Source organism: Ruegeria sp. THAF33 (assembly GCF_009363615.1).
Lineage (GTDB): Bacteria > Pseudomonadota > Alphaproteobacteria > Rhodobacterales > Rhodobacteraceae > Ruegeria.
In genome coordinates this window covers 1,737,041-1,759,349 of record NZ_CP045384.1, presented here as the reverse complement: position 1 = coordinate 1,759,349, position 22,309 = coordinate 1,737,041, and the positions used below count along the sequence as shown (strand labels likewise).

Sequence of the window (22,309 nt, the reverse complement as noted above, 5' to 3'; positions counted from 1 at the left end):
TGAAGGTGGGACACTCGCAAGTGTCGGGTGCCTTGTCTACCCGTTTCTGGGTGCGGCCATGACGTCAACCGGCGGGAGTTTGCCGTTGGCGCGATGCTCTTCGGTTTTGACCTCGTCCCAGAGCGCATCCATCTCGGCCAGATCGCTTTGCGAGGGGGTCTTTCCCCGTTCGGCCAGCCGGGCCTCGACCTTTTCAAAGCGACGGGTGAACTTGGCATTGGTGCGGCGCAGGGCGGATTCGGGTTCGATACCCAGGTGGCGGCCCAGATTGACCATCACGAACAGCAGATCGCCGAATTCATCCTCAAGCGCATCCGCGTCCATCTTGTCACGCGCCTCTTCCAGTTCGGCGGCTTCTTCGGTGATCTTGGCCAGAACGTGGCTGGCGTCGGGCCAGTCGAACCCTACGCGCGCGGCCCGTTTTTGCAGTTTGTGCGCCCGCAGCAGAGCTGGCAGGTTGGCGGCCACCCCGTCCAGCGCGCCTTTCTGTTCCTTGCCCGCACGTTCGGCGGCCTTGATGGCTTCCCAGTCCTTGGTCTGCTGTTCGGCGGATTTGTCGCGGGATTCGTCACCGAAGACATGCGGATGCCGGGCCACCATCTTGTCGGACATGGTGCGAACCACGTCCTGAAAGGTGAAATATCCCGCCTCTTCCGCCATTTGAGCGTGGAAGACGGATTGGAACAGCAGATCGCCCAGCTCGCCCTTCAGCTCGTCCCAGGCCTCACGCTCGATGGCGTCGGCGACCTCATAGGCCTCTTCGATCGTATAGGGCGCGATGGTGGCGAAATCCTGTTCGATATCCCACGGGCAGCCGGTTTGGGGATCCCGCAGGCGGCGCATGATTTCCAGCAGGCGTTCGATCCCTGCGTCACTGTCATGGATCAGAGGATTATCGGCCATTGCGAACCCTTTCATTCCGGTGTCAGATGCATCCATCCCGCAGTCCCGATCAGGAGTCCACCCCAGATGCCCGTCGTCAACCGAATTGCCGATTTCTCTGCCGATATGACCAGATGGCGCCAATATCTGCATACGATACCCGAGTTGGAGTTCGAGTGCTTTCAGACTGCCGCGTTTGTGGCCGAGCGTCTGCGTGAATTTGGGGTTGATGAATTGCATGAAGGGATCGCAAAGACCGGGATGGTCGCGATCATCAACGGGCAGGGCGACGGCCCGACCATTGGCCTGCGTGCGGATATGGATGCATTGCCGATCACCGAAGAAACAGGCGTCGACTATGCATCGAAGAATCCCGGAAAGATGCATGCCTGCGGGCATGACGGGCACACCACAATGCTGCTGGGCGCGGCGCGGTATCTGGCCGAGACGCGAAATTTCCGCGGCCGCGTGGCCCTGATCTTTCAACCGGCCGAGGAAGAGGGCGGCGGTGCGGGCGTCATGGTCGAAGAAGGCATCATGGAGCGGTTCGATATCTCTGAGGTCTATGGCATCCACAACGATCCGGGGAATCCGGAAGGTACGTTCTACACGACGCCGGGACCGATCATGGCGGCGGTCGATACGTTCGAGATTCATATCCAAGGCGTCGGCGGCCATGGCGCCATGCCGCATCAGACCCGCGACCCGGTCATGGCGGCCTGCGGCATTGCGCAGGCAATCCAGACCATCGTCAGCCGCAACCACTATGCGGTGGAAGACCTGGTTGTTTCGGTCACTCAGATCCATGCCGGAACGGTGAACAACGTGATACCGGACACCGCTTATCTGAACGGCACGGTTCGTACATTCGATCCTTCGGTGCAGAAAATGGTGATGGAGCGGATGGAGCAGATCGTTCAGGGGCAGGCCGCGTCTTACGGTGTCGAGGCACGGCTGGAATATCAGGTGGGATATCCGGCGACGATCAACGATGCTGAAAAGGCAGCCTTTGCCGCGGCCGTCGCGCGCGAAGTGTCAGGGCCCGAGCGGGTGATCGACACTATGGGGCGCGACATGGGCGCCGAGGATTTTTCATACATGTTGCAGTCGCGGCCGGGGGCCTATCTGTTCCTGGGGCAGGGTGAGGGTGCCGGGCTGCATCATCCGAAATACAACTTCAATGATGATATCGCGCCGGTGGGGGCATCGTTCTTCGCTCGGATCGTGGAAAAGGCGCAGCCGTTGGGCTGATGGGAGAGCGAAATGGCACTGGAAGACGCGAAAAACCAGGTGGATGAAGCATTCACCAATCCGGACCTCAAAGGGCTGTCCTATGAAAACACCTTTGGCGGGGCGACCTCGTTTCTGCGGCGGCTGTATACCAAGGACCTGACCGGTGCCGACATCGCCGTGACCGGCGTGCCGTTTGATCAGGCGGTGACCAACCGCCCGGGCACCCGTCTTGGCCCGCGTGCGATCCGCGAGGCCAGTGCGCTGCAATCTCCCGATGCGCCTTATGGCTGGCCCTTCGATGCGCTGAGCGAGCTGGCGATCATCGACTACGGCGACATGGCCTATGACTATGCCAACATTCCCGCCTTTCCAGACACGCTGACCGACCATATCCGCACCATTCTGGCGGCGGATGTGGCCTCGGTTACGCTGGGGGGCGATCACTATATCAGCTTCCCGATCCTCAAGGCCTATGCCGAGAAATACGGGCCGATGTCGCTGTTGCAGTTCGATGCCCATACCGACACCTGGGCCGACGACGACATGAGCCGGGTGGACCACGGCACCATGTTCTACAAGGCGGTGAAGTCGGGGATCGTGGATCCGAAACGCTCGGTCCAGGTGGGGATCCGCACCACCAACGAGGACACGCTGGGCGTAAACATCATCGACGCGCGCGAGGTCTACGAATCCGGCCCCGCTGCCGTGGCGCAGAAGATCAAGGGCATTCTGGGCGACAGCCCGGTCTATCTGAGCTTTGACATCGACGGTCTGGACCCGGCCTTTGCACCGGGTACGGGGACACCGGTTTGGGGTGGTTTGAGTTCCATTCAGGCGCAGATCATCCTGCGCGACATCGCCGGGATCAACATCAAGGGCGGCGACGTGGTCGAGGTGTCTCCGCCGTTCGATACATCCGGCGCCACGGCGATTGCGGGGGCGCATGTGGCGACGCAGATCGTCTGCCTGTTGGGGTGGAACAAGCTGGCAAAAACATAACCGTTTGGACGCGCATTAACCATTGGTTAGCCATACTGCCGGTATGTGCTGGGTAAAGAAAGTTGAAGGGATGGGGATACAACGCGCATGACTGAATTCAATCAACCGGTCAGCGGCAATGATCTGGCGCGGTTTTCGGGGCCGAATACGTTTATGCGCCTGCCCCAGGCTGCCTCGTTGGCGGGGCTGGATGTGGCGGTTCTGGGGATTCCGATGGATATCGGCACCTCGTGGCGATCGGGCACCCGGTTCGGACCCAAACAGATCCGCAGCGAAAGCGCGATGATAAGGCCCTACAACATGGCTACCTCGGCGGCTCCGTTCGACAGCTTGCAAATCGCTGACATCGGGGATCTGGCGATCAACACCTTTTCGCTTGCGGACAGCCTGAGGATCATCAAGGAAAGCTATGATGCAATCCTGGCAAAGAACGTGACCCCGGTGGCGATGGGGGGCGATCATTCGATCACCCTCCCGATTCTGCGGGCCATTGCGGCAAAGCATGGGCCGGTGGCTCTGGTGCATGTGGATGCCCATGCGGATGTGAATGACGAGATGTTCGGCGAGAAGGAGACCCACGGAACCGTCTTCCGCCGCGCCTATGAAGAGGGGCTGATTGTCCCCGACAAGACCTTTCAGATCGGCATTCGCGGATCGGGCTACGCGGCTTCGGATTTCACCGAAGCCAAGGATTGGGGCTTCCGCCAGTTCCCGGCCTGGGAGTTGTGGCAGCAGAACCTGACGCAGATCGGCTCTCAGATCCGCAAGATCATCGGGGATCATCCCGTTTATGTCACCTATGACATCGACAGCCTGGACCCGGCCTTTGCGCCGGGCACGGGTACGCCAGAGATTGCCGGTTTGACCACGCCGCAGGCGCTGCAACTGATCCACGCGTTGCAGGGTGTGAATGTGGTGGGGTGTGATCTGGTCGAGGTTTCACCTCCGTATGACCCGTCCGGCAACACGGCCCTGACGGCAGCCAACCTGATCTACGAGATGCTGTGCATCCTGCCGGGGGTGACGTCACGGTAAACCGGCCCGGAACGGCTTGCCCCGGCGCTTGATCCGCATAGGGTTTCTGCAAGAGGGTAAAGCGGGATGAAAAAGATGGTTCTGTGGGCAGTGATCGCGCTGGTGCTTGGGCTGGGCGCTTACATCCGGCTGGCCCCATCTGCGCCGGCCCAATGGCATATTGCACCGGTTGCAGAGGTTGATCAGGACTTGCCGGGTGGCGTTCTGCGCGTTGTTGCAACCGGCCCGGAAGGGTTGCAAAAGCTCGATCGGATCGCCCGCGCCACGCCGCGCACCTCGGTTTTGGCAGGTTCGGTCGATGAAGGCATGATCACCTATGTCACCCGCACGAAATGGATTGGTTTCCCCGACTATACCACTGTTCGGCAGGACGGCGACACGCTTCGCATCCATGGCCGTTTGCGGTTTGGGCGCAGGGATTTCGGTGTGAACAAGGCACGGGTTGATGGGTGGTTGGAGCAGATGTAACTGTTCTACCGGCGCTCAGGACGCCTCATCCTGTTCAAAGTGATCAACAGGATCGCTCTGCAACCCGGATGACAAACATCCCTCCTGCACCTCGCGCCACATGGGCACGTTCAGGGACATCTGGCACTGTGCCGTGAACATGCGGCCGTCGACTTGCAGGCAGATCATCTCACCCAGTTCGATGCGGGACCCGGACGTGTCGGTGCAATAGCAATCGCGGGTCTTGCCGTCGGGGCCGATGTAATCGGCGAAAACCGGCGTGGACGTCAGCAAAAGGGCAAGCAAAATCCGTTTCATGACAGCAAGCTTAGCACGACGTGGCCCTTGACCAAAGCCCCCGGATGATAGACACCGCCGGGATGATCCCCGAAGAACGTCTTGAACAGATCACCCAGCGATTCCAATACCTCGAAGCTGCCATGGCGGATGGCGCATCGGGCGACGATATTGCGGCGTTGGCCAAGGAATATTCCGACCTCAAGCCCGTGGTCGATCAGATCATGGCCTGGCGCCAGTTGGTGGCAGATCTGGCTGAGGCCGAGGCGATGCTGGCCGACCCGGATATGAAGGAGTTGGCCGAAGAGGAAATTCCGGACCTGCAATCGCGCATCCCCGAGGCGGAACACGCGCTGCAACTGGCACTGCTGCCGAAGGATGCGGCGGATGCGCGGCCGGCGATGCTGGAAATTCGCCCCGGTACCGGCGGGGACGAGGCCGCTTTGTTCGCGGGCGATCTGTTACGTATGTATCAACGCTATGCCGAGGCCCACGGGTGGCAGTTCGAGATCATCGAAGAACAGGCTTCTGATTTGGGCGGGATCAAAGAGGTGGTGGCCCATATCAAGGGCGACAATGTCTTTGCCCGGCTGAAATACGAATCCGGTGTGCACCGTGTGCAGCGCGTGCCCGAAACCGAAAGCGGCGGGCGCATCCACACCTCGGCGGCGACGGTGGCGGTACTGCCCGAGGCCGAGGATGTCGACATCCAGATAGACGCCAATGACATCCGTATCGACACGATGCGCAGTTCCGGCGCGGGCGGGCAGCACGTGAACACCACCGACTCGGCGGTGCGGATCACACATATTCCGACGGGCTTGGTGGTAACAAGTTCCGAGAAGTCCCAGCATCGCAACCGCGAGATCGCCATGCAGGTGCTGAAGACGCGGCTTTATGACCTCGAGCGGCAGCGGATCGACAGCGAACGTTCCGCCGACCGGGCCAGCCAGGTGGGATCAGGGGATCGTTCGGAACGCATTCGCACCTATAATTTCCCACAGGGGCGGATGACGGATCACCGGATCAACCTGACGCTCTATAAACTGGATCAGGTGATGCAGGGGGATCTGGACGAAGTGATTGACGCTCTGACGGCGGATGATCAGGCCCGGTTGCTGGCCGAGATGGCGCAATGATGGGGCTGCAAACAGCAGCGCAGGCCATGGTGGCCGCAACCGCGCGTCTGAGGGCCGCGGGCGTGGATGACCCGGCGCGCGATGCGCGCCTGTTGTTGGCCCATGCCGCACGGATAGAAGCCAGCCGGGTGACGCTGATTGCCCCGGAAGAGTTGCAGCCCGAGATCGCTGAACGCTATGACCAGCTGGTTTCTTTGCGTGCCATTCGGGTGCCGGTGTCTCATCTGCTGGGCGAACGCGAGTTCTATGGGCGCAGGTTTCGTGTCAGTTCCGATGTTCTGGATCCACGCCCCGAGACTGAAACCTTGATCGAGGCCGCGCTGAGCGAACCTTTCGACCATGTTTTGGACCTCGGGGTCGGGTCGGGCTGTATTCTGGTCACACTGCTTGCGGAGCGCACCAGCGCTTCGGGCCTTGGGGTCGACCTGAGTGAAGCCGCCTGTCTTCAGGCCAGCGCCAATGCCGTGCTCCACAAGGTGCAAGGACGAGCCGAGATTGTGCAGTCAAACTGGTTCGAAGACATTGAAGGCCAGTTTGACCTGATTGTTTCCAACCCACCGTATATTTCCGTATCCGAAATGGAGGATCTTTCGCCCGAAGTGCGGGAGCACGAGCCGCGCATGGCGCTGACCGATGAAGGGGACGGGCTGGGCGCGTATCGGCAGATTGCGGCCTCGGCCCCGGATTACCTGCTGCCAGGCGGGCGAATACTTGTGGAAATTGGCCCGACACAGGCAAATCTGGTGTCTGCCTTGTTTGATGCGGCGGGTTTGGCGGATATTCGCGTAATCCCCGATCTGGACGGGCGTGACCGGGTTGTCGGCGCGAAGATGCCGGGTTGAAACTGTTGTCTGAAGCCAAAAAACGCTGCCCCGAGTAAAAAAGCGTGTGAAAATCCCAGATTCCTCTTGTCTGCGCGGTCAGGACATGTTTACTCAGGATTAGTCGGCGAGGTTGACGCTGTTGCAGCGCACCCCTGACGCCAAGCCCAAAAAAGTCGACATCCCGTCACGGCAAACGCCTCTGAGCAGTGCAAAACACGGGTTGAGCGACAGCGCATTGATAAGGCTGACGTAAAGAAAGATGAGATCTTCCAAATCCCGCTCGCGGGCCAAGAACAACCGCAATCGTCCTTCCGGCGGTAACGTCGTAAACCGGGTTTTTGACAGCTCGGGCCCTGAAGGCAAGGTGCGTGGCACGCCGCAGCAAATCATTGATAAGTACAATCAGCTGGCGCGTGACGCTCAGCTGTCAAACGACCGCGTTGCGGCGGAAAACTTCCAGCAGCACGCAGAACATTATCTGCGCATGCTGAGTGAGGCGCAGCGCGAGATTGAAGCGCGCCGCGAAGAGCAGGAACGCCAGAACCGCGAACGCCAGGCCGAGCGTGATCGTGAGCGCGCAGAGCGCCAGGAACGTGAAGCGGCCCGACAGGCCGATCCCGCCGAAGCGCCGCAGCCGGACGTAATGGATTTCGCGGCACCGGACGCTGCTCCGGAAAGCGGTCTGGTCGAGACACCGGAAAGCAAAGGGGCCGAAGCCCCGGCAGCTGAGAAGAAGGAAAAGCCTGCGCGAAAACCGCGGGCACGCAAACCCAAACCGGCGCCAGCGGCTGAAGATGCGCCCAAAACGGATGGCGACGCACCGGAAGCGGCTGAATAAGCCGTCATCAGAATTTGCAAAGCCCCGAGGTCAAGCCTCGGGGCTTTTTTGTGATCAGGGTTTCTGGATTTCGCGCGCCAGGGCACAGAACGCTTCAAGCGGAACCTGCTCGGCCCGTTCAGTGGGTTGGATACCTGCGGCCCGCAGGCGATCCTCGATATCCGGGGCGACGCCTTTAAGCGAGGCACGCAGCATTTTGCGGCGTTGATTGAAGGCAGAGGCCACCACACGCGACAGGGTCGCGGCGTCAGCAGGATAGCGCGGTTCTGGCAGGGCGGTCAGGTGGACCACCGCGCTGGAGACTTTGGGCGGAGGGGTGAAGGCGCCGGGGGGCAGGGACATGGCGATGCGCGCCTCGGCCCGCCATTGGGCGAGGATGGCGAGACGGCCATACGCCTTGCTGCCGGGTTGGGCCACGATGCGTTCGGCCACTTCGCGTTGGAACATCAGCGTCAGGCTCTGCCAGAACGGCGGCCATTCCGGGGGCGTCAGCCAGCGCACCAGCAGTTCGGTGCCGACGTTGTATGGAAGGTTGGCCGCGATGCGGATTGGCGGGGTCAGGTGTTCGAGCGGGTTGATCTCGAGCGCGTCACCATTGATGACCTCCAGCCTTCCGGGATAGGCGGCGGCGATATCGTTCAGGGCGGCGATGCAACGGGTGTCTTTTTCGACCGCCACGACCTTGCGCGCGCCTTCGGACAGAAGCCCTCGGGTGAGGCCACCAGGACCGGGGCCGATTTCCAGTACGTCGCAGTCTGCAAGATCGCCAGCCTGACGGGCGATTTTGGCGGTCAGGTTGAGGTCCAGCAGGAAGTTCTGACCCAAGGATTTGCGCGCCGAGAGTTGATGTGTGGCGATGACCTCGCGCAGAGGGGGGAGATTGTCGATAGCACTCATGATCCGATTACCGTGACGCAGGCCGCAGGGGCAGCGCCAGAAATTTTATGCCTCCGGCGGGGATATTTTCAGCCAGATGAAGGATCAAGAGCCTTGTGCCATGCGTTGGGCAAGCTTCAGAGCTTCGATCAGGCTGGTAGGATTGGCGATGCCTTTCCCTGCAATATCCAGTGCAGTGCCATGATCTGGCGACGTGCGGATGAAGGGCAGGCCAAGGGTGACGTTCACGCCCCGGTCGAAATCCAGTGTCTTGATCGGGATCAGGGCCTGATCATGATACATTGCGATCGCCGCGTCATAGCGGGCGCGGGCAGCGGCGTGGAACAGCGTATCCGCAGGGTGCGGGCCCGTCAGGGTCGCAGCTTCCGGGTTCAGATCGGCCAGCATTGGGGCGATCCAGTCAAGCTCCTCGCTGCCCATTTTGCCACCTTCGCCGGCATGGGGGTTCAGGCCGGCTATGGCGATGCGGGGGTGTTGTATGCCAAACTGGTCGCGCAGACCGCGCGTGGTGATTTCGATCGTCTCGCGAAGCAGGTCGGGTGTCAGCGCGGCGGGAACCTGCGCCAAGGGAATGTGGATTGTCGCCGGGACAACCCGCAATTGGTCGCTGGCCAGCATCATGACAACCCGGCGGGTGCCCGACAGCGCAGCCAGAAACTCGGTATGGCCGGGATAGGTAAACCCGGCCCCGTCGATCAGGGCCTTCTTGTGAATGGGCGCGGTGCACAGAGCGGCCGCTGCCCCGGCTTTCACAAGATCGACGCCGGTTTCGATGGCATCGATCACCGATGGGGCATTGGCCGGGTTTGGCTGACCGGGCATGTTTGCAGCAGGGAAGTTCAGTTGCAGCACGGGCAAGGCCTGATCACTGACTGCAACAGCATCCGAAGGGGTTTGGATTTTCGCAATGGGCGTGCCAGCGGGCAGGTGGTTGGCGTCGCCGATAAAGAAAAACGGGCAGGTTTGGCGCAGCTCGGCCCATGCTTTGGCCGCGATTTCAGGGCCGATCCCGGCCGGTTCACCGCAGCTGAGCGCAATCGGGCGTGTCATTCCTGAACAATGGTGGCGTCAGCCCGCAGCTGCTCTACCAAGCTGGACGCAAAGGCCTGTAGCCGCTGCTGCGCCAGTGCATTCGCGACATCCGCCCGCGAGGTGTCTTCGCCCAGGTCGCGGACTCGGTTGCACAGCATCAAGAACACCAGCGTCTGCCCGTTGTTGCGGGTCAGGTTTGTTGACACCTCGAAGCGATCCAGCTTGGCCAGCTCTACGGCGAAATCGCGTGGTACTTCTGAAGGGCTGGCTTCGATACGGTCCAGGACTTCGACGGGTTGATCTTTGGCGATTCCATACAAGTCATCGCAGGTGTCGATCTCCTCCCGCAGGGCGGCAGCCCGTGCCAGGGTCTCGGCGCTGCGACCACCCGGCAGGTAATAGGCAGCATAATCTAGCTTGGAAATCCGCGGCGCAGCGGTCGCCACCTCGCGCAATCCGCGCAACTGAAACAGGGCGACTGCGTTTGGCAAACTGATGGGATCGGTGATCTCACCGTTCTGAAGCCCAAGAATAACCGGCTGCAAGGCAGGCGGCAGGTTGGAGATATTCAGCCAGTCCAGACGTCCGCCTTCGTTGCGGGTTGCGGCTCCGGAATATTGCGCCGCTGCGGCTGAAAACGCTTCGATAGTTTCAAGTCGCGAGATTTCTTCCGCCAGCAATTCGGTCTGTGCAACGGTTTGCGGGTTCACCGGGATGATGATCTCGGACAGCAAAACCTGAAGGCCGCCGCCACCGGTTTGTCCCAGCGCGCGATCAATCTCGTCTTCGGTCGGACGGGCCTGCGACAGATAGCGCGAGCTGACATAGTCGCGCCAGGCCAGCTGATCTGCAACATAATCACGGACAGTTTCCGGGTCGACGCCTGCCTCACCCAAAAGTTGCAGGAACTGTTCGGTGGACAATTGCCCGCGCGAGGCGAACTCGTCGATACCCAGTTGTACGGCTTCCGGCGCAGCTTCCACGCCTGCTTCACGCATGGCCTGCTTGCGCAACTTTTCTTCGATCAGGGCTTCTCTGACGTCAGCTTCATTGCCGCCGGGCAGGCCCAGAACATTCAGGAATTGCAGGCGTTGTTCCAGTTCGTACCAGGTGACGATATCCTGATTCACGCGGATCGCTGGCGAGAACAGGCTCTGGGCGCTGACCTGCGGCGCTGAAAAAGCGAGGAAAACGGCGGCCAGTGCCGGCGTGACCGGTTTGTGCCAACCGGAACGAAGAAACCTGGAGAAACCTGATATCAACTGCATTTTCTCTTGTATGTGTTACCACCGCCTTCAAGGGCGTATCCTGTCAGCGATAGGGTAAAGCCGAATTCTGTCGAAGGCTCAATAGTGGATGTTGAAGTAAAGCGTCTGCTTACGGACATGTTAACCTGAACACATTCATTCTGGTAGGTTACACCAAGCCCCAGCCGGATTGGCTCTGACTGGTTCAGATCATAGCGTGCCTCGGCATTCGTAAGCCAGTTCTGGTCGACTTGATAGCGGCCCAAAAGCCAGATTTCCGAGATTTCATCCGCAATGTTTTCCGCCGGATCCTCTTCCTGCCAGATATAGCTGCCAGACAAGCCGGCAAATTCGGATGCCCAGGCGCCGCGCAATTCAGCTTTGACGAAACTGAAATCGCTGTCTATCAGACCGCGCCCGCCGAGTGACCAACCGTTGGCTGTGGTGATTTGCCCCGCCACCAGCAAGTCGGACGTGGTGCCCTGCAATCCGGATGTCAGGGTGAAATTCGGGTCGGCATCCGCCCGAAACACCTGACCCAACGTTACAAGCGCCTGCTGTCCGTCTGCACCATAGCGGGCCCAGTTCAGACCGATGACCCCGGTGGCACCGTCTTCGCGCTGATCTTCCGCAGGGAATCGGGACAGGGCCAGCAGGTTACCCTGATCGAATTCCTGAAACGTGCTTTCATCATCTGGCACATCAGTGTCCGAGACATGGGTCCATCCCAACTGTGCGATCGGTTCCAGAAGCTGAACCGCGCCGGTCTTTTCACGACGGGTCATCGGATAGCGAAGCGTCAAAGCCGCGCGCGGGGTCGAGCGGGTCACATTGCTGGGAAAGTTGCTGTCATGGCGAATATTGAACGTATCCACCGATGCGCCCAGCGTCGCGTCCGCGCGCAGGCCCGATGCAAATGTCCAGCTTCGCAACCATTCGGCATCAACAGTTGCCCTTGCTATGTCACGGCCAACGATATCGGCGTCGCTGGTGCGTTCATGTGCGTGGCCGATAAAAGCCAGCCGAACCTCGCCGCCAAGTGCGCCGGGGAAGAATCGCTTTTCATAATTCAGGTCGAATACGCGGGATGGGATTTCGTCCTGATTTTCACTGTCACGCAGTGTTTTGTAATGGATCAGGCTTGTTTTGAATGCGGTGTCGCGTTTGATCCGTTCCAGCGCAATTTCACTGCGCAAACGGTCCAGGTCCGGCAGCCCGTAGTCCGCCAGATAGGCGTCGTCCGAGGTGGTTTTCAGATCGAATGTTAGCCGGAAATCGTTCTTCAGGCTGAACCAACCCCCGGCGAACAGATAACCGCGATCCTGATCGGGCTGGACATCATCACGGGTATAGGCCCCTTCAAGCTGAATGCGCCCGTTCACGAACGCCTGGCGATATCGATACCCCAGCGTCGTGGTCTTGCCCGACAAGTACGGCGTCAAGGTCAGATCCTTGTGGTCCCCCAGCTTGAAGAAATAGGGAACCTGAACCCCCGTTCCCAGTTGTGAGGTGCTGCGGATCGACGGCACAAGAAAGCCGGTTGCGCGATCCAAAGTGGGGTCCGGCAAGCGCAGATAAGGGAAATAGAATACCGGATAATCAAGCACCCGAAGCTGCGCGCCTTCAAAGTACAATTGCCGCTCCAACTGGTCATGGGTGACCTTGCGGGCGCGGATCTGCCACAGGGGTGGCTTACCGTTGGTGCAGACATGGCAGGAAGTGGCCGAGACCTTGCTGAATTGCGTATAGCGGCCCGCTGCTCGTTTCGCCTGAACCGAGGCAATCTGGATCTGCTGATCGAAAACCATCCGAGCACCGATCAGCAGACCGTTCTGGATACCGCTGTCCAGCTGTCCGGAATCGGCCAGAAGGGTCGACTGGCCCCCCTGATCAATGCGAATAGGTCCCTCCAGCGTCAGCTCACCCGTTTCCCGGTCATAGGTGACACGTTGGGCTGACAGCTTGGTATCTCCCTGAAAGGCTTCGACATTGCCTTCGGCCACCAGTTTTCTATCGGGTGTAATAAAGACTTTGTCGGCAACCAAAAGGGCGGGTTCGGCCTGTGACTGCGCAGCTTGCGGGTCACGCTCGGCCGACGTGGTTTGCGCCGCCAGAACGGTCGGTGCCGACAACGCGATTGCGCTGGTCAGCAGCAGGGAAATCATGCTCCGCATCAGCCGTCCTCCGCGTGTAGAAGCAGGCCAAGGGACAATAAGATGGCGGCGAAGGGCGGCGCCCAGGCCGCGATATAGACGGGCAATTGTCCGTTTTCCCCGAGGATTTGCGCAAAATTGCGGACGAAATAGATGGCAAAACCAAGCAGTACGGCCGTCAAAACGGCAATTCCGGTACCGCCGAACCGAACGTGGCGCATGGTGAAAGCAGCCCCGATCAGCACCATCGAGACCAGAAAGAACGGCCGGGCCAGTTGCACCTGCAACCAGACTTCATATTGCTTGGTCGAAAACCCGGCTTCGCGCAGATCCTTGATCAGTTGCGGCAGGTCAAAAACCGATACTGAATCCTGTTGCCCCAGAGTGTCCAGAATCCGCTGCCGGGTCAGCGAGGTCGGCAACTCCAGCCGTTCATGCTCCACCGAACTGGTTTCGGGGTTCTGCCCATTCTGCAAATTCCAGATCTTGGCCCGCGACAGGACCCAGTTTCCGTCTTCCAGCACGGCCCTGTCGGCGACGATCTGCTGGGTGGGTTTGCCATCGCGCGCAAAGGTGATGATGGTCACGTCGTCCAGGCCAAGCGTATCCCCGTTCGAGGTGCCCCGGGCGTGGATGACGGCCTGTCCGTTTTCCGCCGATTGACGCAGCCAAAGGCCTTCGCTGCTGATCGAAAGCGCTGAACTGCCGTTGTTGCGATAGGAGTCAGACAGGCGTTGGAATTCCTGGGACGTGGCCGCGGCGATGGGGTTCAGCAATACCACCGCAAGCGCACCGATGATCAGGGCCAGCGCCGCCGGCGCGACCAGTGCGCGGATACCCGAGCGACCCGTGGCGCGGGTCACCACGAGTTCAGAGGTCCGTGCCAGCCCTACGAACAAGGCAATGGTGGACAGAATGACCAGCAGAGGCAGCATTTCACTGATGGCGGCCGGTGTGTTCAGAAGCGTCAGGTGCAACAATTGGCCGAAGGACAGGTCGACGTCGTCAAATCGGCGGATCTGTTCGATCAGATCGATGAGAATCATCAGGGTCAGAAAAATACCGCCGATGACCAGAAAGCTCTGTAGAAAGCGGCGGGCGAAATAGCGGTCGAGGATCACAAGACTGCCCCCGCCAAGCCTTTTGCGCCGGAAAACGGGCCGAAATCGCGCATGCATGTCTTCCTGCGCGACGGCGTATGCCTGCCCTCTCGTGTCACGTCGTTCTCCCCCGAGCCTGCCGGTTATTTTTTCGGGACCTTACTGCAATTGAAACGCGGGGAAAACTGCTATCTGGTCAAGTCGGGCGGCGCGGGCTAGGTCTTGGGGAACAGAATTCGAGGAGTTTGCAATGAGCAGTCTGATACCGGTCCGCTTTCAGGAGTTTGACTTGGATGCGATGGCGCAGGCCGAAGGGCGGGTGGCCATCATCATTCCGTCGGACGGAAAAATGAACCCTGCGGCGCGTCGGGCCAATCGTCTGACGAAAGGCGCTGTGGCGCGGCTTGTCGAAAGTGAGAAATTCGGAAAGTCCAAGACCGGCGATGTCATCTCGATGGCCTGGCCGGCCGGGATGGCGGCCGAAGCGCTGGACGTCGTGGTGCTGCCGCGCCGTCCGGAAGCCGACGAGGCCCGCAAGGCCGGTGCCGCGCTGGCCAAATCCGCAGTTGGCAAGGACATGCTGGTGATGGTTGGCAATCAGGCGCAGACCGAAAACCTGGCCCTTGGCATGGTGCTGCGCAGTTATGATTTCAACGCGCACAAAACCAAGGACAGCGAAGGCAGCGGTTCGATTACGATCGGACATTCGAAACCCAAGGAAGCCGAAGCAGAGTTTGCACCGCTATACGCGATCGCCGACGGCGTGCGGATGACCCGTGATCTGACCAATGAACCTGCAAATGTTCTGACGACCACGGAATTTGCCGATCGTCTTGTCGAGATGCAGGAGCTGGGCCTGGAAGTCGAAGTTCTGGAAGAGGACAAGCTGGCTGAACTGGGCATGCGCACTTTGCTGAGCGTCGGGCAGGGCTCTGCCAGCCCGTCCAAAGTCGTTGTGATGCACTGGAATGGCGGCGACAAGGACGATGCGCCCTTGGCTTTGGTGGGCAAGGGGGTGGTTTTCGACACAGGTGGCATTTCGCTGAAACCGGCCGGTGGCATGGAAGACATGACCATGGACATGGGCGGTGCCGGTGTTGTCGCGGGCACGATGCGCGGGTTGGCCAAGCGCAAGGCCAAGGCCAATGTGGTGGGCCTTGTCGGGCTTGTCGAGAACATGCCTTCGGGCAATGCCACCCGTCCGGGCGATGTGGTCAAGTCGATGAAGGGCGACACGGTCGAGATCATCAACACCGATGCCGAAGGCCGTTTGGTTCTGTGCGACGTGATGTGGTACGCGCAGGAGCGGTTCAAACCGGTGGGCATGATCGATCTGGCCACCCTGACCGGGGCGATCATCATCGGGCTGGGTCATGAGAATGCTGGTGTGTTTTCCAACAATGACACATTCTGTGACGCCTTCCTGAAATCGGCCCGGGCCGAGGATGAAGGCGCGTGGCGGATGCCGCTGGGCGATGGCTATGACAAGCTGCTCAAATCGCGCATCGCCGACATGAAGAACGTCGGTGGCCGTCCGGCGGGCTCGATCACGGCGGCGCAGTTTCTGCAACGTTTCGTGAAAGAGGATACACCCTGGATTCATCTGGATATCGCGGGTGTGGCTTCGGTGTCGTCCGAGACATCCTATGCGCCCAAAGGTGCCACGGGCTGGGGTGTGCGCGCGCTGAGCCGGTTCGTGCAGGACAATTTCGAGTAAGCGAATGGGTGCTGTCTATTTCTACCATCTGACCCGCCAGCCGCTGGAGCACACCTTGCCTGTGCTGCTGGACAAGGCGCGGCAGGCCGGGTGGAAGATTGCCGTGCGGGGCACCGATCCCGCACGGATGGACTGGCTGGATGAAAAGCTGTGGCTGGGCCCCGAGGACGGGTTCCTGCCGCATGGTCGCGAAGGCGGCCCGCATGATGCCGAGCAGCCGATCCTTCTGACCACCAGCGCCGAGGCCCCTAACGGCGCGGTGTGTGTCATGGCGGTGGACGGCGCGCCGGTCGAACCCGAAGAGGTGTCGGCCCTGAAGCGGGTTTGCATTCTGTTCGACGGCAATGATGACATGGCTGTGCAGCACGCGCGGGGGCAGTGGAAGACGCTGACCGGCGCCGGATGCGCCGCGCAATACTGGTCGGAGGAATCCGGGCGGTGGGAAAAGAAGGCCGAAGCCTGACGGGCCGTGCCATTTATCAGGAGATTTGAGGATGCAGATGAAGCCTCTGGGCCGCACCGGGATTGTCGTGAGCGATCTTTGCCTCGGGACGATGACGTTCGGGTCGCAGACCTCGGAATCGGATGCGCACCGGCAGATGGACATGGCGCTGGATGCGGGGATCAACTTTGTGGATGCCGCCGAGATGTATCCCGTGAATCCTGTCGCCAAAGAGACAATTGGTCGTACCGAAGAAATTCTTGGAAATTGGAACGCTGCAAATTCGTCGCGCCGGGCGGACTTCGTACTGGCGACCAAGCATTCGGGTGAGGGGTTGTCATATGTTCGCGACGGTGCGCCGATCACGGGAAAAACCATTCCCGAGGCCATCGAAGGGTCCTTGCGGCGGTTGCAGACGGATTACATCGATCTCTACCAGTTCCACTGGCCCAATCGCGGCAGCTATATGTTCCGTCAAAACTGGGATTATACGCCTTCGGGCCACAATACCGCGGACGTTCTGGAAAATATGCAGGAGTGTCTGGAGGCCTTGCAGGTTCAGGTGGACAAAGGCAACATCTGCGCTTTTGGTCTGTCGAATGAAAGCGCGTGGGGTACGGCGCAATGGCTGAGACTGGCCGAGCAGACGGGCACACCGCGTGCGGCGTCCGTACAGAATGAGTATTCGTTGCTGTGCCGTCTGTTCGATACCGACATGGCCGAGCTGAGCGTACATGAAGATGTCGGCCTGATGGCGTTTTCACCCCTGGGTACCGGGCTGCTGACCGGGAAATACCAGGGCGGGGCCGTGCCGGACGGCTCTCGTATGTCGCTTTCGCCTCAATTGGGCGGGCGCAAGTCTGACCGGGTGTTTGATGCGGTCGCGGCCTATCTGGATGTTGCCGCGCGACATGGCCTGGATCCGACCCATATGGCGTTGGCCTGGTGCCGCTCGCGACCATTCATGATGTCGGCGATTTTTGGCGCGACCACGGTCGCGCAGCTTGAACACGTATTGGCCGGTGCGGATTTGACTTTGTCAAAGGAGGTGTTGGCCGAGCTGGACGCTGTCCACAAGGCGCACCCGATGCCGTACTGAGGCGAGGGGGCTCTGCCCCCGGCACGCTGCGCGTGCCTCCCCCGGGGTATTTCTGGCCAGATGAAGTTGGATCCGGTCAGTGATGGGTGGGGTGCGCGCGCTCTTGCCTGAGGTCGCGGGCAGATTGGCCATGCGCGGTGCGGAAAGCGCGGGCGAAGCTGGATTGCGAGGCAAAACCGGTGGCCAGCGCGACATCCATCAGTGGAAGGTCGGTGTCTGTGACCAGACGGCGGGCCTCGGCCAGGCGCAGTTGCAGATAATGATCCTGCGGCGTGGTGTTCAGGCGCAAGCGGAACTGTTGTTGCAGGGTGCGCGGGCTGGTGCCAAGCTGCTCTGCGATATGGGCCAGTGGCAGGGGGTCATCCAGGGATGCCTGCATCAGCGAATTCGCCTTTGCCGTCAGCGCGGTGTGGCGATGTGGAACGCCGGTGCGGCTTTGCGGTTTGCCCGGGTCCGGCGCGCCATCATAGAGGAACAGGCCCGAGACACGGGAGGCGAAACCCGCGCCATGACGGGCGGCGATGATGTGCAGCATCATCTCGACAGCGGGAATCGCGCCGCCAGAGGTCAGGCGACCGTCCGAGACGGTGAAACGGTCGGGGCGCACTTCGACGTCGGGGAAGCGGGAAGCGAAGCTTTCCAGGTCTTCCCAGTGGGTTGTCGCGGGGTGGCCGTCCAGCAGCCCGGCCTCGGCCAGCAGCCAGGGGCCGCCGTCAATCCCGGCCATCGTCGCCCCGGTACCGGCAATGCGGCGCAGCCCGGCCAGCAGGCTGGGGGTGGCGTGGCGGGCCAGTTGGAAGCCCGCGACGACAATCATTAGGTCGCAACCTTGCAGGCGAGCGAGCGGGATACCGGGCACTTGCAACGCGCTGGTCAGCATCGCGGGTTCGGCTGTGGCGGTCACATAGTCCCAGTCAAATGCGGGCCGGTCCGCTAGGCGGTTGGCAGCGCGCATCGGATCGACCGCCGAGGCGAAGCTGAGCGTGTTGCATTCATCCAGCACCAGAACGGCGGTTTTCAGGGCCCGATGTTCGGGTTGCAGTATGTTTTTTGCGGATTGCATCAAGTTCGATTCGCATTCTGCCAAGTGGTTTTCCCAAGGCTGCGCCAGAGTCGGGCCAGAACGCAAATCGGAATCCGGGGAGAAGCCTGGGGAAAACCCAAGGCAAAACCGGGTATAACTTGGGGAAAACGCCATGCCTCTGGAAATGAACCGCGAAGTCTTCATCACCTGCGCCGTGACCGGCTCGGGCGGGACGCAGGATCGAAGCCCTCATGTGCCGCGTTCACCGAAGCAAATTGCCGACAGTGCGATTGCCGCCGCGAAGGCGGGTGCTGCCGTGGTGCACTGCCATGTGCGCGACCCCGAAACAGGTGCCCCGTCGCGCGATCTGGCGCTGTATCGTGAGGTGACCGATCGGATTCGGGATGCCGAGGTGGACGCAGTGCTGAACCTTACGGCTGGCATGGGCGGAGACATGGTGTTCGGCGGTATCGAAAACCCGTTGCCATTGGCCGAGGCTGGAACCGATCTGGTTGGTGCGACCGAGCGTGTGGCGCATGTGGCCGAATGTCTGCCCGAAATCTGCACGCTGGATTGCGGGACGATGAACTTTGCCGAGGCGGATTACGTCATGACCAATACGCCCGGCGCGTTGCGGGCTATGGGGCAGATGATGACCGATCTGGGCGTGAAACCCGAGATCGAGGCCTTTGACACCGGCCATCTGTGGTTTGCCAAGCAACTGGTGAAAGAGGGAATTCTGGAACCCAACGCCCTGGTTCAACTGTGCATGGGCGTGCCGTGGGGCGCGCCGGATGATCTGAACACCTTCATGGCGATGGTAAACAACGTGCCCGATGACTGGACCTTCAGCGCGTTCTCGCTGGGGCGGCATCAGATGGCCTATGTGGCGGCCTCGGTGCTGGCGGGCGGCAATGTGCGCGTGGGGCTGGAGGACAACCTGTGGCTGGACAAGGGTGTGCTGGCCGAAAACTGGCAATTGGTCGAACGCGCAGGCACCATCATCGAGAACATGGGCGCGCGGGTGATCGGGCCGCAGGAAGTGCGTGAGAAGCTGGGTCTGGTCAAACGGGCGCCCAAAGGTTGACCTGTTTGCGTCCCTTGCCATGACCGGTAAGTGCAGGGGCGCCAGCAAGAGGAAGTGAGCAATGCGATCGGTGCTTGTAATCTGCGCGACGGTTCTGGCCGTTTGTCTACCCCGGGCCGGGGTGGCACAGACCGCGGAAGACCCTTTGGCCCGCAAGGACTGCGAAGCCAAAGGGGGAAGCTATGAGGTAGGCGGGCGGATACGGCAGTTTATCTGCTTTGAACCATTGCCCGACGCTGGAAACTCCTGTGAAAAAGCCTCTGACTGCGCAGGGTTCTGCCTGTCGGACACCAAACAATGCAGCGCGGTGACACCGCAATTCGGATGCATTCCGCATCTGGATGAGGCGGGGCGCGCGCAGGTAATCTGTATCGATTAGAGGACAGCATGACAAAGACGGCAGCAATTATCGGTGGCGGTGTCATCGGCGGCGGATGGGCCGCACGGTTCCTGCTCAATGGATGGGACGTTCGGGTGTTCGACCCGGACCCCGAAGCAGAACGCAAAATAGGCGAAGTACTGGACAATGCGCGGCGATCCCTGCCGGGGCTGAGTGACGTTCCGTTGCCGGCCGAGGGCGCACTGAGCTTTCATGACGACATGGCCGACGCCGTACAGGGCGCGATGTGGATCCAGGAAAGCGTGCCAGAGCGGCTGGACTTGAAGCTGAAGGTTTACAAGGGCTTGCAGGAGGCTTGTGATCCAGAAGCGATCATCGGGTCATCGACCAGCGGGTTCAAACCATCCGAGCTTCAGAACGGTGCTTTGCGGCCCGAACAGATCGTCGTGACGCACCCGTTCAATCCAGTCTATCTGCTGCCGCTGATCGAGCTGGTGCCGACCGACAAAAACCCACAGCAGATGATTGAACGGGCCAAGGAATTGCTGACCTCGGTTGGATTCTTTCCGCTGCATGTCAAAAAAGAGATCGACGCGCATATCGCCGACCGCTTTCTGGAAGCCGTCTGGCGCGAGGCGCTCTGGCTGGTCAAGGATGGTATTGCCACCACCGAAGAAATCGACGAGGCGATCCGGATGGGCTTTGGCATCCGCTGGGCGCAGATGGGATTGTTCGAAACCTACCGCGTGGCCGGAGGTGAAGCGGGAATGCGGCATTTCATGGCTCAGTTCGGGCCAGCCTTGAAATGGCCCTGGACCAAACTGATGGACGTGCCGGAATTCACCGATGAACTGGTCGACCTGATCGCCGATCAGTCAGACGCGCAATCCGGAATGCATTCGATCCGGGAACTGGAACGCATTCGCGACAACAATCTTGTTGGCATGATGCGGGCCCTCAAGGCGCAGAATTATGGCGCGGGGGCGGTGCTGAACCAGCATGATGCGCTGTTGAAACCGGGTGCCCTGCCGTCGCTGGATCAGGCGGATCTGAGCCAGCCGATCCTGACCCTGTCTCGCGCCGTTCCGTTGGACTGGACGGATTACAACGGCCACATGAACGAAGCCAAGTATCTGGAAGCCTTTGCGGCCGCCACGGACCGTTTCATGGAGATCATCGGCTGCGATATGGAGTATATCGCGTCGGGTGGCAGCTATTTCACCGCCGAGAACCACATCCGTTACATCGACGAGGTCCATGCAGGGGCGAAGATCGACGTGCGCACGCAGATGCTGTTGGGGCAGGGCAAGAAGCTGCATGTCTTTCACAGCATGTATGAAGGCGACAAGCTGTTGGCCACGGGCGAGAGCTTTCTGCTGCATGTCAGCCTTGAAACCCGCCGTCCCAGCCCGCCGTCGCCCAGGATCGAAGCAGCGATGGCGCGGATTGCCGAGGCACAGGCCGCTTTGCCTTACCCTGAAGGGGCGGGTGCCGCCATCCGGAAGCCCTCATGACCCGGCGCGTATTGGTAACCGCCGGGGCATCGGGTGTCGGTCATGCCATGGCCGCGGCGTTTGACGCTGCCGGCTATGATGTCTGGGTGACGGATATTGACCAGTCAGCCCTGGATATCTTGCCCGACCATTGGGTGGCGCACAGGGCTGATGTGACCAACGAGGCCTACATGAGCGCGGTGTTTCAGGCTGTCGGGGCCGCCGGCGGGCTGGATGTTCTGTGCGCAAATGCCGGAATCGCCGGGCCGACCAGCGCGATCGAGGATATCGATCTGGATGCATGGCGCGCCTGTCTCGCAGTCAATCTGGACGGGGCCTTTCTGGCCGCCAAGCACGCGGCCCCTATAATGAAGTCGGCGCGGGCGGGCAGCATCATTCTGACCTCTTCGACAGCCGGTCAGTACGGCTATCCGTTCCGAGCGCCTTATGCCTCGGCCAAATGGGCGGTCATAGGGTTGATGAAAACGCTGGCGATGGAACTTGGGCCGCTGGGCATTCGCGCAAACGCCATTTGCCCGGGTGCCGTGGAGGGCCCGCGCATGGAAGGCGTCTTGGCCCGAGAGGCAGCTGCGAAAGGCATGACCCGCGATGAGGTCTATCAGGGCTATGCCTCGGGCACCTCTATGGGGCGCTTTGTGGAAGCGCAGGATATCGCCAATATGGCCGTCTTTCTTGCTTCAGACGCAGCACGGCTGGTGTCTGGGCAGGTGATTGCGGTGGATGGGCACACGGTCAACCCCGACCCAAAACTGTAGGTCAGCCCTGATTTGGTCCCCGGATCTGGCGGATGGTCTGACGGACCGCCTGCCAATCCTGCGCCTCTTTCTGGTTTCCGGCGGCTTCGCATTCACGCATTTTCTGCGCGGCTTCCGCCTCGGCCCGGTCTCCGTGCGCGGCATACAGCGCGCGCGCGTATTGAGCGGTTTGAATTGCGTCCATTCCTGTGGTCCTCCGTCTGTGATC

The 22,309-nt window shown here is 60.7% G+C and carries 23 protein-coding genes; 14 read left to right on the top strand and 9 right to left on the bottom strand.

Going from position 1 to position 22,309, the window contains the following annotated elements; genetic code table 11:
- Positions 1-36: 36 nt before the first annotated feature.
- Positions 37-903, bottom strand: coding sequence for a nucleoside triphosphate pyrophosphohydrolase (mazG, locus tag FIU92_RS08805; protein ID WP_152459870.1), 867 nt, complete (start codon positions 901-903; stop codon positions 37-39).
- A gap of 66 nt (positions 904-969) precedes the next feature.
- Here mazG and FIU92_RS08800 point away from each other — a divergent pair, with 66 nt between their 5' ends.
- The 4 genes from FIU92_RS08800 to FIU92_RS08785 all read left to right on the top strand — a co-directional run bounded on the left by FIU92_RS08800 (position 970) and on the right by FIU92_RS08785 (position 4,617).
- A complete protein-coding gene (locus FIU92_RS08800) occupies positions 970-2,133 on the top strand; it encodes a M20 aminoacylase family protein (RefSeq protein WP_152458211.1) in 1,164 nt (387 codons plus the stop codon).
- Between the two features lie 12 nt (positions 2,134-2,145).
- Positions 2,146-3,114 carry an agmatinase gene (speB, locus tag FIU92_RS08795; protein ID WP_152458210.1) on the top strand — a complete coding sequence of 323 codons (969 nt, stop codon included), beginning with the start codon at positions 2,146-2,148 and terminating at the stop codon, positions 3,112-3,114.
- Between the two features lie 87 nt (positions 3,115-3,201).
- The gene (gene speB, locus FIU92_RS08790) at positions 3,202-4,149 is read left to right on the top strand and encodes an agmatinase (protein WP_152458209.1); all 948 of its coding nucleotides are present in this window, start codon (positions 3,202-3,204) and stop codon (positions 4,147-4,149) included.
- Positions 4,150-4,215: 66 nt separating this feature from the next.
- Positions 4,216-4,617: a DUF1499 domain-containing protein gene (locus FIU92_RS08785; protein WP_152458208.1), complete on the top strand. Its 402-nt coding sequence runs from the start codon at positions 4,216-4,218 to the stop codon at positions 4,615-4,617.
- 15 nt (positions 4,618-4,632) lie between these two features.
- Here the strand turns inward: FIU92_RS08785 and FIU92_RS08780 are convergent, their stop codons facing one another.
- Positions 4,633-4,914, bottom strand: a complete 282-nt coding sequence (locus FIU92_RS08780) for a hypothetical protein (RefSeq protein ID WP_152458207.1) — start codon at positions 4,912-4,914, stop codon at positions 4,633-4,635.
- A gap of 62 nt (positions 4,915-4,976) precedes the next feature.
- Here FIU92_RS08780 and prfA point away from each other — a divergent pair, with 62 nt between their 5' ends.
- The 3 genes from prfA (at position 4,977) to FIU92_RS08765 (ending at position 7,694) form a co-directional block, all read left to right on the top strand.
- Positions 4,977-6,032: a peptide chain release factor 1 gene (gene prfA / locus FIU92_RS08775; RefSeq protein WP_152459869.1), complete on the top strand. Its 1,056-nt coding sequence runs from the start codon at positions 4,977-4,979 to the stop codon at positions 6,030-6,032.
- Positions 6,029-6,874 (top strand): peptide chain release factor N(5)-glutamine methyltransferase, encoded by an 846-nt coding sequence (gene prmC / locus FIU92_RS08770; RefSeq protein WP_152458206.1) that lies wholly within the window; start codon positions 6,029-6,031, stop codon positions 6,872-6,874. The genes prfA and prmC overlap by 4 nt, the downstream gene beginning before the upstream one ends.
- 241 nt (positions 6,875-7,115) lie before the next feature.
- Positions 7,116-7,694, top strand: coding sequence for a DUF4167 domain-containing protein (locus FIU92_RS08765; protein WP_152458205.1), 579 nt, complete (start codon positions 7,116-7,118; stop codon positions 7,692-7,694).
- 54 nt (positions 7,695-7,748) lie between these two features.
- Here FIU92_RS08765 and rsmA read toward each other — a convergent pair whose 3' ends face one another.
- From rsmA to lptG, 5 genes are all read right to left on the bottom strand, one after another.
- Positions 7,749-8,591, bottom strand: a complete 843-nt coding sequence (rsmA, locus tag FIU92_RS08760) for a 16S rRNA (adenine(1518)-N(6)/adenine(1519)-N(6))-dimethyltransferase RsmA (protein ID WP_152458204.1) — start codon at positions 8,589-8,591, stop codon at positions 7,749-7,751.
- 84 nt (positions 8,592-8,675) lie between these two features.
- Positions 8,676-9,641: a 4-hydroxythreonine-4-phosphate dehydrogenase PdxA gene (pdxA, locus tag FIU92_RS08755; RefSeq protein WP_152458203.1), complete on the bottom strand. Its 966-nt coding sequence runs from the start codon at positions 9,639-9,641 to the stop codon at positions 8,676-8,678.
- On the bottom strand, positions 9,638-10,891 hold the full coding sequence (locus tag FIU92_RS08750) for a peptidylprolyl isomerase (protein ID WP_152458202.1): 1,254 nt from the start codon (positions 10,889-10,891) through the stop codon (positions 9,638-9,640). Before FIU92_RS08750 ends, pdxA begins: the two co-directional genes overlap by 4 nt.
- Positions 10,882-13,044 carry an LPS-assembly protein LptD gene (locus tag FIU92_RS08745; RefSeq protein WP_152458201.1) on the bottom strand — a complete coding sequence of 721 codons (2,163 nt, stop codon included), beginning with the start codon at positions 13,042-13,044 and terminating at the stop codon, positions 10,882-10,884. Before FIU92_RS08745 ends, FIU92_RS08750 begins: the two co-directional genes overlap by 10 nt.
- Entirely contained in the window at positions 13,044-14,144 is a 1,101-nt protein-coding gene (gene lptG / locus FIU92_RS08740; protein ID WP_152459868.1) for an LPS export ABC transporter permease LptG, read from the bottom strand. Before lptG ends, FIU92_RS08745 begins: the two co-directional genes overlap by 1 nt.
- Positions 14,145-14,373: 229 nt before the next feature.
- Here lptG and FIU92_RS08735 point away from each other — a divergent pair, with 229 nt between their 5' ends.
- Genes FIU92_RS08735 through FIU92_RS08725 form a run of 3 tightly spaced genes read left to right on the top strand, consistent with a single transcriptional unit; the run spans position 14,374 to position 17,381 of the window.
- Positions 14,374-15,840 (top strand): leucyl aminopeptidase, encoded by a 1,467-nt coding sequence (locus tag FIU92_RS08735; RefSeq protein ID WP_152458200.1) that lies wholly within the window; start codon positions 14,374-14,376, stop codon positions 15,838-15,840.
- Positions 15,841-15,844: 4 nt separating this feature from the next.
- Complete coding sequence (locus tag FIU92_RS08730; RefSeq protein WP_152458199.1) at positions 15,845-16,303, top strand: DNA polymerase III subunit chi; 459 nt, start codon at positions 15,845-15,847, stop codon at positions 16,301-16,303.
- Positions 16,304-16,334: 31 nt separating this feature from the next.
- Positions 16,335-17,381: an aldo/keto reductase gene (locus tag FIU92_RS08725; protein WP_152458198.1), complete on the top strand. Its 1,047-nt coding sequence runs from the start codon at positions 16,335-16,337 to the stop codon at positions 17,379-17,381.
- A 76-nt stretch (positions 17,382-17,457) separates the two neighbouring features.
- On the opposite strand, the gene FIU92_RS08720 is transcribed toward FIU92_RS08725, so the two are convergent.
- Entirely contained in the window at positions 17,458-18,444 is a 987-nt protein-coding gene (locus FIU92_RS08720) for a GlxA family transcriptional regulator (protein ID WP_152458197.1), read from the bottom strand.
- A gap of 133 nt (positions 18,445-18,577) precedes the next feature.
- Between FIU92_RS08720 and FIU92_RS08715 the strand changes: the two genes are divergently transcribed.
- From FIU92_RS08715 to FIU92_RS08700, 4 genes are all read left to right on the top strand, one after another.
- Complete coding sequence (locus FIU92_RS08715; protein ID WP_152458196.1) at positions 18,578-19,492, top strand: 3-keto-5-aminohexanoate cleavage protein; 915 nt, start codon at positions 18,578-18,580, stop codon at positions 19,490-19,492.
- Positions 19,493-19,553: 61 nt separating this feature from the next.
- Positions 19,554-19,871: a hypothetical protein gene (locus FIU92_RS08710; protein WP_152458195.1), complete on the top strand. Its 318-nt coding sequence runs from the start codon at positions 19,554-19,556 to the stop codon at positions 19,869-19,871.
- Between the two features lie 8 nt (positions 19,872-19,879).
- Positions 19,880-21,346, top strand: coding sequence for a carnitine 3-dehydrogenase (locus FIU92_RS08705; protein WP_152458194.1), 1,467 nt, complete (start codon positions 19,880-19,882; stop codon positions 21,344-21,346).
- A complete protein-coding gene (locus FIU92_RS08700; protein ID WP_152458193.1) occupies positions 21,343-22,101 on the top strand; it encodes an SDR family oxidoreductase in 759 nt (252 codons plus the stop codon). Before FIU92_RS08705 ends, FIU92_RS08700 begins: the two co-directional genes overlap by 4 nt.
- Before the next feature lies 1 nt (position 22,102).
- Here the strand turns inward: FIU92_RS08700 and FIU92_RS08695 are convergent, their stop codons facing one another.
- Positions 22,103-22,285, bottom strand: coding sequence for a hypothetical protein (locus FIU92_RS08695; RefSeq protein WP_117868740.1), 183 nt, complete (start codon positions 22,283-22,285; stop codon positions 22,103-22,105).
- Positions 22,286-22,309 lie beyond the last annotated feature (24 nt).

Excerpts from the sequence above, each read along its gene's own strand:
- FIU92_RS08700 (WP_152458193.1), top strand. The coding sequence starts at position 21,343 with ATGACCCGGCGCGTATTGGTAACCGCCGGGGCATCGGGTGTCGGTCAT.
- pdxA (WP_152458203.1), bottom strand. The coding sequence starts at position 9,641 with ATGACACGCCCGATTGCGCTCAGCTGCGGTGAACCGGCCGGGATCGGC.
- FIU92_RS08705 (WP_152458194.1), top strand. The coding sequence starts at position 19,880 with ATGACAAAGACGGCAGCAATTATCGGTGGCGGTGTCATCGGCGGCGGA.
- speB (WP_152458210.1), top strand. The coding sequence starts at position 2,146 with ATGGCACTGGAAGACGCGAAAAACCAGGTGGATGAAGCATTCACCAAT.
- prmC (WP_152458206.1), top strand. The coding sequence starts at position 6,029 with ATGATGGGGCTGCAAACAGCAGCGCAGGCCATGGTGGCCGCAACCGCG.
- FIU92_RS08750 (WP_152458202.1), bottom strand. The coding sequence starts at position 10,891 with ATGCAGTTGATATCAGGTTTCTCCAGGTTTCTTCGTTCCGGTTGGCAC.
- prfA (WP_152459869.1), top strand. The coding sequence starts at position 4,977 with ATGATCCCCGAAGAACGTCTTGAACAGATCACCCAGCGATTCCAATAC.
- FIU92_RS08745 (WP_152458201.1), bottom strand. The coding sequence starts at position 13,044 with ATGCGGAGCATGATTTCCCTGCTGCTGACCAGCGCAATCGCGTTGTCG.
- FIU92_RS08735 (WP_152458200.1), top strand. The coding sequence starts at position 14,374 with ATGAGCAGTCTGATACCGGTCCGCTTTCAGGAGTTTGACTTGGATGCG.
- FIU92_RS08715 (WP_152458196.1), top strand. The coding sequence starts at position 18,578 with ATGCCTCTGGAAATGAACCGCGAAGTCTTCATCACCTGCGCCGTGACC.
- FIU92_RS08725 (WP_152458198.1), top strand. The coding sequence starts at position 16,335 with ATGCAGATGAAGCCTCTGGGCCGCACCGGGATTGTCGTGAGCGATCTT.
- mazG (WP_152459870.1), bottom strand. The coding sequence starts at position 903 with ATGGCCGATAATCCTCTGATCCATGACAGTGACGCAGGGATCGAACGC.
- FIU92_RS08765 (WP_152458205.1), top strand. The coding sequence starts at position 7,116 with ATGAGATCTTCCAAATCCCGCTCGCGGGCCAAGAACAACCGCAATCGT.
- speB (WP_152458209.1), top strand. The coding sequence starts at position 3,202 with ATGACTGAATTCAATCAACCGGTCAGCGGCAATGATCTGGCGCGGTTT.
- FIU92_RS08800 (WP_152458211.1), top strand. The coding sequence starts at position 970 with ATGCCCGTCGTCAACCGAATTGCCGATTTCTCTGCCGATATGACCAGA.
- FIU92_RS08785 (WP_152458208.1), top strand. The coding sequence starts at position 4,216 with ATGAAAAAGATGGTTCTGTGGGCAGTGATCGCGCTGGTGCTTGGGCTG.
- FIU92_RS08720 (WP_152458197.1), bottom strand. The coding sequence starts at position 18,444 with ATGCAATCCGCAAAAAACATACTGCAACCCGAACATCGGGCCCTGAAA.
- FIU92_RS08695 (WP_117868740.1), bottom strand. The coding sequence starts at position 22,285 with ATGGACGCAATTCAAACCGCTCAATACGCGCGCGCGCTGTATGCCGCG.
- FIU92_RS08730 (WP_152458199.1), top strand. The coding sequence starts at position 15,845 with ATGGGTGCTGTCTATTTCTACCATCTGACCCGCCAGCCGCTGGAGCAC.
- FIU92_RS08780 (WP_152458207.1), bottom strand. The coding sequence starts at position 4,914 with ATGAAACGGATTTTGCTTGCCCTTTTGCTGACGTCCACGCCGGTTTTC.
- FIU92_RS08710 (WP_152458195.1), top strand. The coding sequence starts at position 19,554 with ATGCGATCGGTGCTTGTAATCTGCGCGACGGTTCTGGCCGTTTGTCTA.
- rsmA (WP_152458204.1), bottom strand. The coding sequence starts at position 8,591 with ATGAGTGCTATCGACAATCTCCCCCCTCTGCGCGAGGTCATCGCCACA.